Here is a 15,692-nt window from a genome sequence, read left to right on the forward strand (position 1 = left end):
CTGGCGGCACTGCCTCTCTTTTGTGGCGACGAGTCACAGGGATATTGTTATCAGGTGGAAACCGAGAATGAGAGAACCTAAGCCATGTCCCTGAACCTGCCGGATATCGATCCCATCATCGTCCACCTCGGACCGGTGGCCATCCGCTGGTATGCCCTTGCCTATGTGGCGGGCATCGTCGCCGGCTGGCTTTACATCTCCTCATTGATCAAGAAAGAGGCGCTGTGGGCGCCGCGCGCCGCGCCGGTCGCGCCCCTGCAACTCGACGACCTGATCCTGTGGGTGACGCTCGGCGTCATCCTTGGTGGCCGCATCGGTTACGTGCTGGCCTATGACACAAGCATCATCTGGAAAGACCCGCTGCAGATCTTGCAAATCTGGCAGGGCGGCATGTCGTTCCACGGCGGCTTCACCGGCGTCGTGGTCGCCACCATCCTCTATTGCCGCGCGCAGAAGTTCGACCTGCCACGAATGCTCAATCTCGGCGACCTGCTGGCCTGCGCCGCACCGATCGGCCTGTTTTTCGGTCGTATCGCCAACTTCATCAATGGCGAACTGTGGGGCCGCACCACGGACGTGCCGTGGGGCATCATTTTCTGTAACAAGTATATCGAAAAGCAGTACGGCGGCGATTGCCCGGCCGGCCTCTATCCGCGCCATCCGAGCCAACTTTATGAAGCGCTTGGTGAAGGCCTGCTGATGTTCATTTTGTTGTGGCTGCTGGCCAACCTCTACAAGCAGTTCAAGCGCCCCGGCCTGATCATGGGCGCCTTTATCACCGGCTATGGCCTGATCCGCATCCTGCTCGAAAACGTGCGCAATCCCGATGCGCAGATGACCTCGTTCCAGATCATCACCATGGGCATGATCCTGTCGGTCCCGATGGTGCTGGCCGGCGGCTACCTGATCTGGAACGCCCTGCGCCAGACGCCGGTCACGCCGGAGCCGGTCGAAACAACCAAGCTGGACGGTTAAGCCCTTGTCTCTCAAGGATCGCCTGATCGAACAGATCACGCTGGAAGGCCCGATTCCGGTGGACGCCTATATGGCGCGCTGTCTGCTCGATCCGATCGATGGCTACTATATAAAGAACGTGGCGCTCGGCGCCGAGGGCGACTTCCTCACCGCGCCGTTGGTCTCACAGATGTTCGGCGAGATGATCGGCGTCTGGGTGGCGCAGACCTGGCTTGGCATGGGATCGCCCACCGCCTTCCAACTGATCGAGATAGGTGGCGGCGACGGCACCCTGATGAGCGATATCCTGCGTGTGGCGGCGCGTGTGGCAGGCCTGACCGAGGCCGCGCGCGTCACCCTGGTCGAGCCTTCGGAACGCCTGCGCGCACGGCAATCCGAACAGGTGCCGTCGGCCGTCTTTGCCGCCACGCTCGATGCTGTGGCTGAGGATCTGCCCGTCATCGTCATCGCCAATGAACTGCTTGATTGCCTGCCGGCGCGGCAATTTATTCGCACCGATGACGGCTGGTTCGAGCGTCAGGTCGGCCTGCAGAATGGCCAACTGACCTTCGGACTGGTGCCGGTGGGCGAGGATTTTGCCGCTCCCTATGATGCGCCTATCGGTGAGATTGTCGAAATCTCACCGGCGCAGATGCGCTTTGCCGAAAATTTCGCCCTTCTGATTAAACGCGCTCGTGGCGCGGCCCTGCTGATCGATTATGGCCGCGACCGCCCGCAAACCGGCGATACCCTGCAAGCGCTTTATCGCCATCAGAAGCACGATCCGCTAGCCGCTCCCGGTGAACACGACCTGACCGTATGGGCCGATTTCCCGACCGTGGCCGCCACCGCGCACAAGGCAGGTGTGACCATCAGCCCGATCATACCCCAGGCGCTTTTTCTACAACGCCTCGGCATCGAGGCTCGCCATGCGGCGCTGACGCAGAAAAATCCTGATCAGGCCGGCAAGCTTCAGCGCCAATATGATCGCCTGATGGCGCCCGACCAGATGGGTACGCTGTTCAAGGCGCTGGGGCTGGCGTCCGAGGGCGTTAACCTCTTCGCGCTTGAAGCGGTGGACACCGCCCTGTAGACTGGCAAGTAGACTGGGGACAAGGCGCAAAAAGAGCCCTTCCCCTCGTCTGCGGACACAAAACCGCCGCAGCCCTCCCCCTAGTCTGAAGAGCGGGGGACCCAAAACACACATGACGGCGCTGGCGTCGCGGTATCATCCGCGATGACGACGCCCTTTACTGATACAGGTATCCCTATGTCGCTGCCCTCGCGTATCCTCCACCCTCTCCTCGACCTGGCCCAGATTCAGCACGGTTTTTTCACCAGACAGGGTGGCGTATCGCAAGGCGTGTATGACAGCTTGAACCTGGGGCTCGGTTCCAAGGACGATCAGGACGCCGTGCTGGAAAACCGCAAGCGCGTCGCCGCCTCGTTCGGCCGTCCGGAAAACTATCTGCTCAGCCTGTATCAGGTCCATTCCAATATTGCGCTCAAGGTCAACGAACCGTTTCAGGGCGAACGTCCGGAAGCTGATGGCCTGGTGACCGCGCGCGCCGGCGTCATCCTGTCGGCGCTGTCCGCCGATTGCGCGCCGATCCTGTTCTGCGATCCGCAAAGCCGCGTGGTGGGGTCGTGTCATGCCGGCTGGAAAGGCGCGCTCGGCGGCATTATCGAGTCGACGCTCAAGGCCATGACCCAGCAGGGCGCCAAGATCGAACGCATCCGCGCTGTCATCGGACCGTGCATCCAGCAGGCCTCCTATGAGGTCGGCGCTGATTATGAAAGCACCTTCCTGAAAGACGATTCCGAGTCGAAGCCGTTCTTCATCGCCGGCAGCGAGATCGACAAGCGCCTGTTCGACCTGCCGGGCTATTGCCTGATGCGCCTCAAGCGCGCCGGCGTGACCGAGGCGGTTTCCACCGGCCATGACACCTGTGCCGACAGCGCGCAGTTCTTCTCGAACCGCCGCGCCGTAAAAACCGGCGAGCCCGACTATGGCCGTCTGATAAGCTGCATCATGATCCGCGCGTAATCTTTTTATACCTCCCTGAAATCCTCTTGGATTTTGGGGAGGGGGACCGACGCGTACTTACGCGTTGGTGGTTGGGCTTCTGGCTTTCTTGACTTCAGCAACAATAAAGACAGACACCCCACCACCGCATCTGACCGCGTTGCGGTGTCGTGCGGTCCCCCTCCCCATCAAAGATGGGGAGGTACAAGATTTCTCCCAAGCTGTTATTTTTAACGATTTACGACGTTTTGGCCTTGAACCTCGGCTTTCACCTGCTAAAAGCCGCGTCATATGACCAATCCCCCCAAAGCAGCTACGGGAAAACCCACCATGAAATTACTCTCCGCCAATTCCAACCGGACTCTGGCCCAGAACATCGGTGATTATCTCGATATGCCGCTGTGCAAGGCGCGCGTTCAGCGCTTCGCCGACAACGAAATTTTCGTCACCATCGATGAAAACGTGCGCGGCGAAGACGTCTTCATCATCCAGTCGACCAGCTTCCCGGCCAACGACAACCTGATGGAACTGCTGATCTGTATCGATGCCCTGACGCGCGCCTCGGCCAAGCGCATCACCGCCGTCATCCCCTATTTCGGTTATGCCCGTCAGGACCGCAAGACCGGCGGCCGCACCCCGATCTCGGCCAAGCTCGTCGCCAACCTGATCACCCGCGCCGGCGCTCACCGCGTCCTGACCATGGACCTGCACGCCGGCCAAATTCAGGGCTTCTTTGATATCCCAACCGATAATCTGGTCGCCATTCCCTTCATGGCCAAGGATATCCAGGCCAATTACCAGAACCCGAATGAACTGATGATCGTGTCGCCTGACGTCGGCGGCGTTGTCCGCGCCCGCGCCCTGGCCGACCGCCTCGGCGCCGATCTAGCCATCGTTGACAAGCGCCGTGCCCGCGCCGGCGAATCCGAAGTCATGAACATCATCGGTGACGTTACCGGCCGCGACTGTATCCTGTTCGATGATATCGTCGATTCCGGCGGCACCTTGGTCAATGCCGCCAAGGCTCTGGTCGAGCGCGGCGCCAATCAGGTGTCGGCCTATATCAGCCACGGCGTCCTGTCGGGCCCGGCCATGGAGCGCGTCGAAAACTCGGTTCTCAAAGAACTGGTGATTACCGACTCCATCGAGGCCTCTGATATCGTCCTGAAGCATCCGAAAATCCGCATCGTCGGCGTAGCGCCGCTGATCGGCGAAGCGATCCGCCGCATCGCAAACGAAGAATCTGTTTCTAAGCTGTTCGATTAAGCGTCGGATCGCTTTTGAAACTTCTTTGGCCGCCGCATCGCCAACGAAGAACCTGTTTCCACACTATTCGATTAAGCTTCGAATCGCAACGAAGAGTACGTCTCGAAGCCGTTCGACTAAGCACGGCAGGGCACAGCCCGGTTAACAAGACTTAACCCCATTAAGCGAATCGTCATCAAAAGTTTTTGATGACGTGTCAAGCGTAATTGCGCCTATAGGCAAGCGTACAAGCCTTTGATAAATTAACAAAAGAAGCGCAGGTGTCGAGACCGTGATGACATGGGAAGGGTGACAGCGCCATAATTTCGGCGCTTTTGCTCTTGAACACTGCGCCATACGGTTTAAGCCTTCTGAGGGGCTTGCGGCCTTTTCGCCTAACAATAGAAAATCACCATCCGCATACCGCTTGACGGTTGCGGGCACCTTGGAATTAAGGGGACATTACGTATGAAATTGGCAGTCACGAAGGGCTTTTACAGCAGCCTGATAGCCCTTAGCCTTGCTGCTACCCTGGTCAGTTGTGCCACCGACGCGCCACCGCCGGCACCACCTGCCCCACCGCCCGCCCCTGCCGGTCCGCCGGTAGCGCTCGCCACCGCCATCTCCGATGCCGCCGCTGTTTATAGCGACTATATCGAGAAGGTGTCGGTCATGAAGGGGGAGTTTGCCGATGGCGCCGCCATCCAGGCCCAACTCACCGCCGCCGAATCGTATGAGCCCAACCAACTGGCGCACGGCGCTGTGGCCTATGCCGCCATCGTGGCCATGCAGGAACCGGCTTTCCGCTCATCTCTGCGCGGTTACGCCACCAATGACGCCACCCGCGCCGATCTCGTTTCGCGCCTGCTGGCCAACCCCGCCTATGTCAGCGTCCTGCCGGGTGCGGATATCGCCGCCCGCAGGGTTGTTCTGGCCCTCAGCAGCGATGGCCAGTCGGTCTATAAGGCCGGCGCCGCAGTCAAGCAGACTGCCTACGATATCCAGAAGCAAAAGTGGTCGCGCGAATTTGTGGCGGAGCGCGAAGCCCGCCTCGCCGCTGCCAAGACCAATTCGGTGACGCTGGCGAGCGTGGAATCGGACGATAGCGCCAAGCTGCTGGCGGCCGCCCTCAGCGGCTCAGGTCTCGTCACCCGCGCCACGACCGGGCAAACGACCGGCAGCGCGCCGGCTGCGGGCGGCGACAGCGTCACCTTCACACCCACCAGCGCCACGACGCCAGCCACGCCTGTCGCCACTGACGCCAGCTCAATCGTCGCCACTACCCCCACAGCGCCGACAGTTTTTGATCGTCCGGACCTGTTCAACCAGCCCTACACCCAGGCCGTCAATCGCGCCCTGACCATCGCCGCCCTGGCCATTCTCGGCGAAGGCGGGGAAAGCCGCTCGGCAACCTTGGTCAGCCTGCTCGATGATGGTGACGGCCAGCGCTGCCTGAGCATGAGCAAGCTCAACCTCTACCAATGCCTGGCCGTGGCCAAGCCCCACTACGAGGATGTCTTCTGCCTCGGTCAGCACGTTCTGATGGATACCGGCCAGTGCCTCGGCAAGATGTCGAGCAACGCACTGAGCTTCGATCCGATCAAGCGCGTCGGCTTCAAGGCGGATGGCACCTCGGCCTATGCCGATCCGAAGCCCTACATCAAGCCGGCCCCGCCGGCGAAAAAGAAGGCGCCTGCCAAGAAGAAGGCCGCCGCCAAGAAGAAGTAAGCCGCTTAAACGGCGATTTTAGACGTAAAGGACGCAATTTCTCAGGCTTGAGTGGTTGCGTCCTTTTTCATTGTCGTGTATCACCCGCCCTCTTCTAGCCTGATCCCAGAAAGTTTTTGGCCAGATCGAGGCTTAGGAATATCATTTCCCGCCGTGCCCGGAATGGATGCGCGGCCATTTTGTTTGAGGAAGAGGCTCATGGCCGATATCATTTTGGACGTTGAAGTTCGTGAAACCGCCGGTTCGGGTGGCGCACGCGCTGTTCGTAATGCCGGCAAGCTGCCTGGCATTCTCTATGGTGGTGAACTGGCCCCCGTGCCGATCTCCGTCAACCTGAACGCCTTCCGCAAGGCGCTCTCGACCGGCAAGCTCAACGGTCACCTTGTGACCCTGAAGTACGGCTCCGAGACCCAGAAGGTCATCGCCAAGTCGATCGACTTCCACCCGGTCACCGATGTGCCGCTGCACTTCGACCTGTACCGCGTTGATGAGCACGCCCAGGTTAAGATCTCGGTTCCGGTTCACTTCAAGAACCACGAACTGTCGCCGGGCCTCAAGAAGGGCGCCGCGCTCAACGTGTCGATCCACGAACTCGAAATCCTCGTGCCGGCCGATCACATTCCGGAAGACATCATTGTCGACCTGACCGGTCTTGAAATCGGCGACAGCGTCCACGTATCGGACCTGAAGCTGCCTTCGGACGTCAAGGCGCACGTTGCGGCTACGGACGTTGTTGCTTCGATCACCGCCTCGGGCGCTTCGAAGAGCGAAGAAGCCGAAACCGAAGCCTAATGGGGTTTGGGGCCGATGGCACCAAGTCTTATCCTTTTCAATAAAAAAGCCTCGCCTTTTTGGCGGGGCTTTTTTATTGACGAGTAGAAGGTTTATGGGGCCACAGGCCCCAAACCCCAAAAGTTTAGGAGTCGCCCGTGTATCTGATCGTTGGCCTTGGCAATCCCGGTGCGCAATATGCAAAGAACCGCCACAATATCGGCTTCATGATGATCGATGCGCTCATCCGCGGTCCTTTCTTCGGCCCGGAGAAGAAGAACTTCGACGGCATCACCTCCGAAGGCCAGATCGAGACCGCCAAGGGGCTGAAAAAGGTGCTGGCGCTCAAGCCCCAGACCTACATGAACCTCTCGGGCCAGAGCGTGCAAAAGGCCATGCAGTTCTACAAGATCAAGCCTGAGCGCGTCATGGTTTTCCATGATGAACTGGATCTCGCGCCCGGCCGCCTGCGCATGAAACTGGGCGGCGGTCATGCCGGTCATAACGGCCTGCGTTCGATCATGGCCAATGTGGGCCCAAACTTCATGCGCGGCCGCATGGGCATTGGTCATCCAGGCGCCAAGGAAGACGTTCTACCGTGGGTGCTGGGGGATTTCGCCAAGGCCGACCAGGGCTGGCTCAGTGCCCTGAACGACGCTTGCGTACGCGCCCTGCCTATGCTGCTGGCAGGCACGCCTGACGCCGCCGAGCGCTATCAGAACGAGGTCATGCGCCTGGCGCCCGCCCCCAAACTGGATACGCGGCAAATCGCCAATCAAAAGGATTAGTGGGAACGGAAACATCGGGAGCTTGGATCGAGCAAAGAGGTGCTCCGATTCCCGCGATCGCAAGGTTACTATTCGCGTGCCCATGACGCCAAGGTCGCTAGCACTTGTCACTTAATAAGTAGGTGACGGTTCCTGCAAAAAAATAAAGCGGTTATCTGCATATCAAAAGGCAAATAACCGCTATTTTAGAAATTTTATATTGCAGTTAAGATATTATAAAAAACATCTGTAATATCTAGCACTTCCATGTCGCCACAGTAATAAAATTACTTGTGACATCACCACTGACGAATGTACGCCCAGAACAACTTAACGTACCGCTCCCAGCGTATAGTGTATGCGCCGCATCATAATAGTAGTCCCTCTCCCAACCTTGGGTAGGTGCGGGAGCTGCCGCAACCGCAACAGACGCTGTGGTTAAGCCCGCAGATGCAATGGCTGCTGCAAGCCCCCAAACCTTAAGAAACCGCTTAGTCATTTCACACTCCAATAAATGAGTTAAAGATGTAGCAAGCTGTTCCGGAACAACCATAGGTTACCACATATTTTAAGATTGATGAATGCTAAAAATTGCAAAATAAACTTTTTCGCGCCAAACAATATTTTGCACGAACAGGCACAATAAAATGCCCGTACCTCTAGTTCCAATAACGAAAATGCTTTAGGAGCACACCAAGTCTTTGGCCACGCCTTTTGGCACAATCCATTCATTTCCTTATAAAGCGCATCCTACATGGCCCTTAAAGTTGCAATCGTCGGTCTGCCCAATGTCGGCAAGTCCACCCTGTTCAATGCCCTGACCCAGACCGCCTCGGCGCAGGCCGCAAACTATCCGTTCTGCACCATCGAGCCCAATACCGGCGATGTGGCCGTGCCGGAACCGCGCCTGGAGGTGCTGGCAGGGATCGTCGGCTCAAAGGAAATCATCCCAGCCCGCATCAACTTCGTTGACATCGCCGGTTTGGTGCGCGGCGCGTCAAAAGGTGAAGGCCTCGGCAACCAGTTCCTCGCCAATATCCGCGACTGCGACGCCATCGCCTTTGTGGCGCGCTGCTTCGTTGATACCGACATCACCCACGTCGAGGGCCGCATTGATCCGCTGTCCGATCTCGAAATCATCGAAACCGAGCTGATGCTGGCCGATCTCGAATCGCTGGAAAAGCGCCTGCCGAATCTGGAAAAGCGCGCCAAGACCGGCGGCGACAAGGAGGCCGGCGTCACCGTTTCGCTCATCAATGCCGCGCTCGAAGAACTGCGCGCCGGCAAGCCCGCGCGTCTGGCCTTTGAAAAAGGCAAGGTCGCCAAGGAAGACATCAAGGCCTGGGAGATGCTGCAACTGCTGACCTCCAAGCCGGCGCTCTACGTCTGTAACGTCGAGGAAAGCGCCGCCGACAAGGGCAATGCGCTGTCCGACGCCGTCGCCACGCGCGCCAAGGCCGATCACGCCAACTCGGTCGTCATCTCGGCACAGATCGAGTCAGAAATCGCCCTGCTCGATCCGGAAGAGCGCAAGGAGTTTCTGGAAACGCTCGGTCTTGAAGAGCCCGGCCTCAACCGCCTGATCCGCGAGGCCTACAAGCTGCTTGGCCTGGCCTCTTACTTCACGGTCGGCCCCAAGGAAGCCCGCGCCTGGACGATCCACGTCGGTGACACGGCGCCGCAAGCCGCCGGTGTCATCCATACCGATTTCGAGAAGGGCTTTATCCGCGCCGAGACCATGGCCTACGAAGATTTCGTCAAGTTCAACGGCGAAGCGGGCTGCAAGGAAAACGGCAAGTTCCGTCAGGAAGGCAAGGAATATCTCGTCAAGGACGGTGATGTCCTGAACTTCCGATTTAACGTGTAAAAGTAGCCACCTCCGTCAGCGACGCCCGTCCTTCGGACTTCGCGCTGACACCTCCCACCGTACGCTTCACTAGAGGGGAGGATAATATATAAAAAGCCCGCCGGATGATCTCCGGCGGGCTTTCTTGTTCTTTGTGGCTCAGGCGGGATAGCCCGCTGTGACGTGGCGAAAATGATTGGCTTTCGAGAAACGGAGCGGAGCGTACTCAAGTACGTGAGCACCGTATCGCAGAAAGACGGCCATTTGCAGCCCGTCACAGTAGGGCTATCAGTGTTTGCCGCGCCAGACCTGGCGATACGCCGCGTAAGTCAGTCCCGCCAAGACGAGCAGGAAGGCGATGACCGCAAAGCCCATCTGCTTGCGCTCGGTGGCGTGCGGATCGGACGCCCACTCCAGGAAGGCCGCGACGTCTGCCGCTTCCTGCTTGAGCGTCGCCTTGGTGCCGTCGTCATAGGTCACCTTGTCGGCGACCAGGGGCGGCGGCATGGCGAGCACGCCGCCTTGCGGCACATGGTGCGGATCGCCCGTCCATTGCGTGGCCAGCGAACCGTGGACATAGGGGTTATAGTGCTGCGTATCACCGATCTTGAGGCCAGCGGGGGCATCCTGATAACCCGCCAGCAGAGAGGCGACATAGTTGGCGCCGCCGGCGCGGGCCTTGGTGATGACCGAGAGATCGGGCGGTACGGCACCACTGTTCGACGCCTTGGCCGCTTCTTCGTTACGGAAGGGCGACGGGAAGCGATCAGATGTGGTGGCCTTGCGCTGGATATCGTCACCGGTATCCGGATCAATATCGGTGACCTCGAATTCCGACGCGATCTGTTTCACGATCGGGTTGTCGTTCGGGTTCTTGTACTTCGGATCGTAGAAGGGGCCGCCCTTCTGACCGAGGTTACGGAACGACATCAGGTGCATGCCGTGACAGGCGGAACAGACTTCACGGTAGACCTTGTAGCCACGCTGCAGCTGAGCCTGATCGAAGGTGCCGAAGGGACCTTCAAAGGTGAAGCCATGGTCTTCGGGCTCTTTAGCACCGCCGGAGTTGGCCAGAGCTTGTGTCCCGACCGTCAGGGTGAAGGCGACCGTCAGACCCGCCACAATCTTAAGGGTTTTCGTCATGAAAGCAGACATGTGACTTAGCCCTTTTTTTTATTGTGTGAGGCCAGCACGGCTTCGGAGATCGAAGCCGGCACGGGCAGCGGGTCTTCCTTCAGGCCAATCCATGGCATGATGAGCAGGAAGAAGGCGAAGTAGTAGAACGCCAGGATCTGCGACAGCAGCACTACGGACAGACCGATCGGGTTGCCATGCTTGTCGTTGGTGAGCGAGAACACCATGTCGGTCGGCAATTGCCCGCCGCACCAGCCAAGGCCGATACAGGTGAGGACGAACAGCACGAAGAACCAGCGCATCACCGGACGATAGCGCATCGACTTGACCTTGGAGGTATCGAGCCAAGGCAGGGCGAAGATGACCGCGATGGCGGCAAACATCAACAGCACGCCGATCAGCTTATCCGGCACGGCGCGCAGGATGGCGTAGAACGGCAGCATGTACCACTCCGGCACGATGTGCGACGGCGTTTGCAGCGGATTGGCCTTCACATAGTTGTCGGCGTGGCCCATCGCATCCGGCGCGTAGAAAACGAAGATCGAGAAGACGATGAGGAAGAAGATCATCGCCAGGCCATCCTTGACAGTGGCGTAAGGCGTGAAGGGCAGCGTGTCTTCCTTCGACTTGATCTCGACACCGGTCGGGTTGTTCTGGCCTGTGACGTGCAGCGCCCAGACGTGCAGAACGACAACACCGGCGATGACGAACGGCAGCAGGTAGTGCAGCGAGAAGAAGCGGTTCAGCGTCGGATTATCGACCGCGAAGCCGCCCTGCAACCAGGTCAGGATCGAGGGACCGACGATCGGGATAGCGCCGATCAGGTTGGTAATGACGACCGCGCCGTAATAGGACATCTGGCCCCAGGGCAGGACATATCCCATAAAGGCGGTGGCGATCATCAGGAAGTAGATGATGCAGCCCAGCAGCCACAACACTTCGCGCGGCGCCTTGTAAGAGCCGTAGTAGAGCCCGCGGAACATGTGGATATAGACGGCGAAGAAGAACATCGACGCGCCGTTGGCGTGGACATAACGGATCAGCCAGCCATAGTTGACGTCACGCATGATGCGTTCGACCGAGTCAAAGGCCAGGTCGGCATTGGCGGTGTAGTGCATCGCCAAAATGATGCCGGTGATAATCTGAACACCGAGGCAGAGAGACAGGATGCCGCCAAAGGTCCACCAGTAGTTCAGGTTCTTCGGCGTCGGATAATCGATGAAGCTGTCATAGGCCAGGCGCACGATAGGCAGGCGCGCATCCAGCCATTTTTCGATGCCGGTTGCCGGCGTGTAGGTCGAGGGATGATCGCTCATGCTTAGCCCACCTTGATTTTGGTGTCGGACAGGAAGCTGTACTCAGGGACTTCGAGGTTCTTAGGGGCTGGTCCCTGACGGATACGGCCAGACGTATCGTATTCCGAACCGTGACAGGGGCAGAACCAGCCGCCATATTCGCCGGTGCCGAAATTGGGCACGCAGCCGAGATGGGTGCAGACACCGATCAGGACGAGGTATTGCTCATGCCCTGCCTTGACGCGCTCGGCATCGGTCTGCGGATCGCGCAGGCTCTTGACGTCGACGGCCTTGGCGTCGGCGATTTCTTTCTTGGTGCGGTAACGCACAAAGAGTGGCTTGCCGCGCCATTTGACGACGGCCTGCATGCCCTCTTCAACCTTCGAGAGATCGTATTCGATGGAGGCGAGCGCCAGGGTATCCGCAGCCGGGTTCATCTGGCCAATCAGCGGCACCGCGACCATCGCCGCCGCACCGGCCGCACCAGCGCCTGCCGCAATGTAGATAAAGTCGCGACGATTCGGATCTTGACCGCCGCCATTCTCAGGTTCGCTCACCTTGCCACCTCTTCTGTTCGCAGCCCGTGCATCCCCTCTGCAAGGCGGATACCGGACCTACTCAAATTATCTTCAGCACTGATGACTGATTCTGTTAACAACGTAACGCCATGCGCGTGTTTTGCGCAACTGGAGCTCATGCTAACAGCGTCTATAACCACAATTCCGTGACGGATACAAACCACTCGCGCACTTTTCTTGCCTAAATTTTGCCATGGATTAAGCAAATTCCTGCGAATGACTTGCAGCTAGACTTTTTCGACTGGACACAGGTCCCGGCAAGTTGTGAAACCCGCCCGTCTTCGCCCCCTTCCATGAAAGCCCGCCCTCATGCGCCTGGCGCTTTATCAGCCCGATATTCCGCAAAATCTTGGCGCCGCTATTCGTTTGAGCGCCGCCTTCGAGACCGTGCTTGATGTCATAGAACCGTGCGGCTTTCCGCTCAGCGACAAGGCGATCAAACGCGCGGCGATGGACTATGGAACCTGCGCCAAAGTGTCGCACCACGCATCTTGGGAGGCTTATCTGACTTTTTTGCTGGCTGACATGCCGTCGGCGCGCCTCGTCCTCTTCACCACGAAAGCCGCCGCGCCGCTTTATGAGTTCAGCTTCCGCGACGATGACATCCTGCTGATGGGGCGTGAAAGCGCCGGCGTGCCCGACGACGTCCATGCCCGCGCCGACGCCCGTCTGTTCATACCGATCAGTGCACAGGCGCGTTCGATCAATGTCATCAACGCCGCCGCCATGGCGCTGGGCGAGGCGCTGCGACAGACCAACAGCTTCCCGGCCCGACCTCACACCACGCCTCATGCGACTTTGGAATAACGCGCCAGGCCATCCGGTATTTCCATGTAGCGATCAAACACCGCGCAAACATTGCGGATCAGCATTTTCAACGGCGAGCGCAAGGTGACGGTGCGCTTGTCGATGGTGATCACGCCCAGCGCCTCAAAGCCTTTCAGGCGCTCGAATTCTGCATCGAACGCATCCGATGGCAGGCCATGGCGGGTGAGAATCTCACCGACATCGGTCTCGAAATAGCACATGAGTTCAGCAATGACGGCGCGGCGCACCAGATCATCGCCCCGATAGGCCCAGCCGCGCGCCGTCGCCAGACCCGTTTCACGCACAAGGCGCTGGTAGGTGGTGCTCTGGCTGACATTCTGGGCCAGACCTTCGTCGAACTCACTGATAGCCGAGGCGCCAAAGGCGACCAGGCGGTCATTCGGCTGATCGGTATAGCCCATGAAGTTACGGCGCAAACGATGGCGCTTGAGCGCGACCGCCAGACCATCCTCGGCATGGGCGAAATGATCAATGCCGATGGGTGTATAGCCTGTGGCGGAGAGGGTTTCGGTCATGCGCTCAAAGAGGATCATCTTATGGGCGGCATCGGGCAGGCTTTCGGCGTCGATCAACCGTTGATGCTTACGCACCCAAGGCACATGGGCGTAGGAGAAACCGCTGAGGCGATCCGGATGCAGACTCAAGGTATCGGCCAGGGTGGCGCCAAAGGCGGCCTCATCCTGAAACGGCAGACCGTAGATCAGATCGAGGCCGAGCGACTTGATGCCGGCGTCACGTAGGGCATCGACGCAGGCGCGCACCACCGGCATCGGCTGAACACGGTTGATCGCCTTCTGCACCTGTGGGTCGGTATCCTGCAGGCCAAGGCTGACACGGTTGACGCCCAGGCCGGCATAGACGCGTGCCATATCGGGCGTCACGCGACGCGGGTCGAGTTCTATGGAAATTTCAGCATCGGCCAGAAAAACGAAGCGATCGCGCAGCACATCGAACAGAAGTTCCAGATCCTTGGGCTGCAACAGGCCCGGTGACCCCCCGCCGAAATGCAGGCTATGGACATAGGGGCGCACGCCAATCTCGCGGCTGACATGGGCGATCTCGGCCACCAGTTGATCGACATAGGCGGTGACGGTGGCATAGCGTTTGGTGATCTGGGTGTTGCACCCGCAGAACCAGCACATCTGCTCGCAAAAGGGCACATGGACATAGAGCCCGATACTGCCGCCGGACGACAGCCCACGCAGCCAGCCAGCGTGCGTATCCGGCGTGACGGCTTCAAAATGATGAGCCGAAGGATAGCTTGTATAACGTGGCGCCTCGCGGTCGAGCAGATGACGCGGGTCGTGCTCCTGCCAGGTGCGGGCTGTTTCTGTTCCGGCCATGGAATCTGTCCTCAATATGCGATGGGGGTTTGTAACATCGCAATCCCATAAGTTTTATGTGGCTATTGGTCGCAGCATTTAAAAATTGGGGGTAGCCCGTCGCGTGTGTCCGCGCTATCAGGCTGTCCCATGACACAAGCCGCCCCCCTCCCCGCCGACATGCCCCAGGACCGCCAGACCCAGGCAGCGACCTGGTTCCGATCGTTGCGCGATTCGATCTGCACCGCTTTTGAAGCGCTGGAAGATGAGGCGCCAGCCTCACTTTATGCCGGTGAGGCCGGCCGTTTCGAACGCACGCCGTGGAGCCGTGAAGCCGGTGGCGGCGGCGAAATGTCGATTATGAAAGGCCGCCTGTTCGAGAAGGTGGGCGTGCACATCTCAACCGTGCACGGCAGCTTCTCACCGGAATTCGCCAAATCCATCCCGGGCGCCGACGTCGATCCGCGTTTTCACGCCACCGGCATTTCGCTGATCGCGCACCTGACCAATCCGCATGTGCCGGCGGTGCATATGAACACGCGCTTAATCACCACGACGCAGAGCTGGTTTGGTGGCGGAGCCGACCTGACCCCCTTGATGGCCGCCGACCGCCATCAGGACGCGCCGGACGCCATCGCTTTCCATAAGGCTTTCCAGGAGGTCTGCGATGTCGCCGATCCGGCCTACTACAAAAAATTCAAAGCGTGGTGCGATGAATATTTTCATCTGCCCCACCGCAACGAACCGCGCGGCATAGGCGGCATCTTTTACGATCACCTGAACAGCGGCGATCACGGCGCCGATTTCGCCTTTACGCAGGATGTCGGCAAGGCGTTCGCGCACATCTATCCGCAGATCGTGCGCGGACGTTTGAATCAATCATGGACCGAAGATGACCGCGAGGCGCAACTGGTGCAGCGTGGGCGTTATGTAGAGTTCAATTTACTCTACGATCGCGGCACTATATTCGGATTGAAAACCGGTGGTTATGTGCCTTCCATCATGTCATCCATGCCACCTGTGGTCAAATGGCCATAACGACATGGCGTATGGGACTGATGATCACATCACCACAGACCACAATGGACCATTGAAACAGCAGGACGCTGATCGCCGCTACACCGCGCAAACCATCGAGTGTCTCAAAATGTATTTTCACGCTGTGTCCCTGGTTACATGACATGATGACAGCGTCATT

At 58.9% G+C, this 15,692-nt stretch carries 15 protein-coding genes; 10 read left to right on the forward strand and 5 right to left on the reverse strand.

Annotated features, from left to right (window positions below; all coding sequences use genetic code 11):
* The first annotated feature begins 90 nt into the window (after positions 1-90).
* From lgt to ychF, 8 genes are all read left to right on the forward strand, one after another.
* Positions 91-975, forward strand: a complete 885-nt coding sequence (gene lgt / locus B060_RS0112245) for a prolipoprotein diacylglyceryl transferase (protein ID WP_155847682.1) — start codon at positions 91-93, stop codon at positions 973-975.
* Between the two features lie 4 nt (positions 976-979).
* The gene (locus B060_RS0112250; RefSeq protein WP_018082081.1) at positions 980-2,047 is read left to right on the forward strand and encodes a class I SAM-dependent methyltransferase; all 1,068 of its coding nucleotides are present in this window, start codon (positions 980-982) and stop codon (positions 2,045-2,047) included.
* 177 nt (positions 2,048-2,224) lie between these two features.
* The gene (gene pgeF, locus B060_RS0112255; RefSeq protein ID WP_018082082.1) at positions 2,225-3,001 is read left to right on the forward strand and encodes a peptidoglycan editing factor PgeF; all 777 of its coding nucleotides are present in this window, start codon (positions 2,225-2,227) and stop codon (positions 2,999-3,001) included.
* Between the two features lie 309 nt (positions 3,002-3,310).
* Positions 3,311-4,246 carry a ribose-phosphate pyrophosphokinase gene (locus tag B060_RS0112260; protein WP_018082083.1) on the forward strand — a complete coding sequence of 312 codons (936 nt, stop codon included), beginning with the start codon at positions 3,311-3,313 and terminating at the stop codon, positions 4,244-4,246.
* 447 nt (positions 4,247-4,693) lie between these two features.
* Complete coding sequence (locus B060_RS0112265) at positions 4,694-5,953, forward strand: hypothetical protein (protein ID WP_018082084.1); 1,260 nt, start codon at positions 4,694-4,696, stop codon at positions 5,951-5,953.
* Between the two features lie 198 nt (positions 5,954-6,151).
* Positions 6,152-6,745 carry a 50S ribosomal protein L25/general stress protein Ctc gene (locus B060_RS0112270; protein ID WP_018082085.1) on the forward strand — a complete coding sequence of 198 codons (594 nt, stop codon included), beginning with the start codon at positions 6,152-6,154 and terminating at the stop codon, positions 6,743-6,745.
* 137 nt (positions 6,746-6,882) lie between these two features.
* Complete coding sequence (gene pth / locus B060_RS0112275) at positions 6,883-7,512, forward strand: aminoacyl-tRNA hydrolase (protein ID WP_018082086.1); 630 nt, start codon at positions 6,883-6,885, stop codon at positions 7,510-7,512.
* Positions 7,513-8,245: 733 nt separating this feature from the next.
* Positions 8,246-9,358 carry a redox-regulated ATPase YchF gene (gene ychF / locus B060_RS0112280; RefSeq protein WP_018082087.1) on the forward strand — a complete coding sequence of 371 codons (1,113 nt, stop codon included), beginning with the start codon at positions 8,246-8,248 and terminating at the stop codon, positions 9,356-9,358.
* A gap of 267 nt (positions 9,359-9,625) precedes the next feature.
* Here the strand turns inward: ychF and B060_RS0112285 are convergent, their stop codons facing one another.
* The 3 genes from B060_RS0112285 to petA are packed head-to-tail and all read right to left on the reverse strand — an operon-like array spanning position 9,626 to position 12,323.
* Entirely contained in the window at positions 9,626-10,480 is an 855-nt protein-coding gene (locus B060_RS0112285; RefSeq protein WP_201768086.1) for a cytochrome c1, read from the reverse strand.
* Between the two features lie 17 nt (positions 10,481-10,497).
* Entirely contained in the window at positions 10,498-11,787 is a 1,290-nt protein-coding gene (locus B060_RS0112290; protein ID WP_018082089.1) for a cytochrome b, read from the reverse strand.
* Positions 11,788-11,789: 2 nt separating this feature from the next.
* On the reverse strand, positions 11,790-12,323 hold the full coding sequence (gene petA, locus B060_RS0112295; protein ID WP_018082090.1) for a ubiquinol-cytochrome c reductase iron-sulfur subunit: 534 nt from the start codon (positions 12,321-12,323) through the stop codon (positions 11,790-11,792).
* A gap of 330 nt (positions 12,324-12,653) precedes the next feature.
* On the opposite strand from petA, the gene B060_RS0112300 reads away from it, so the two are divergent.
* Complete coding sequence (locus B060_RS0112300; protein ID WP_018082091.1) at positions 12,654-13,151, forward strand: tRNA (cytidine(34)-2'-O)-methyltransferase; 498 nt, start codon at positions 12,654-12,656, stop codon at positions 13,149-13,151.
* Here the strand turns inward: B060_RS0112300 and hemN are convergent.
* Positions 13,133-14,515 (reverse strand): oxygen-independent coproporphyrinogen III oxidase, encoded by a 1,383-nt coding sequence (hemN, locus tag B060_RS0112305; RefSeq protein ID WP_018082092.1) that lies wholly within the window; start codon positions 14,513-14,515, stop codon positions 13,133-13,135. The two genes, B060_RS0112300 and hemN, sit on opposite strands and share 19 nt — an antisense overlap.
* 129 nt (positions 14,516-14,644) lie before the next feature.
* Between hemN and hemF the strand changes: the two genes are divergently transcribed.
* Positions 14,645-15,532, forward strand: a complete 888-nt coding sequence (gene hemF / locus B060_RS0112310) for an oxygen-dependent coproporphyrinogen oxidase (protein ID WP_018082093.1) — start codon at positions 14,645-14,647, stop codon at positions 15,530-15,532.
* On the opposite strand, the gene B060_RS28230 is transcribed toward hemF, so the two are convergent.
* Positions 15,519-15,653 carry a hypothetical protein gene (locus B060_RS28230; protein WP_269078010.1) on the reverse strand — a complete coding sequence of 45 codons (135 nt, stop codon included), beginning with the start codon at positions 15,651-15,653 and terminating at the stop codon, positions 15,519-15,521. The two genes, hemF and B060_RS28230, sit on opposite strands and share 14 nt — an antisense overlap.
* Positions 15,654-15,692 lie beyond the last annotated feature (39 nt).

Origin of the sequence: Asticcacaulis benevestitus DSM 16100 = ATCC BAA-896 (genome assembly GCF_000376105.1) — a bacterium.
GTDB lineage: Bacteria > Pseudomonadota > Alphaproteobacteria > Caulobacterales > Caulobacteraceae > Asticcacaulis > Asticcacaulis benevestitus.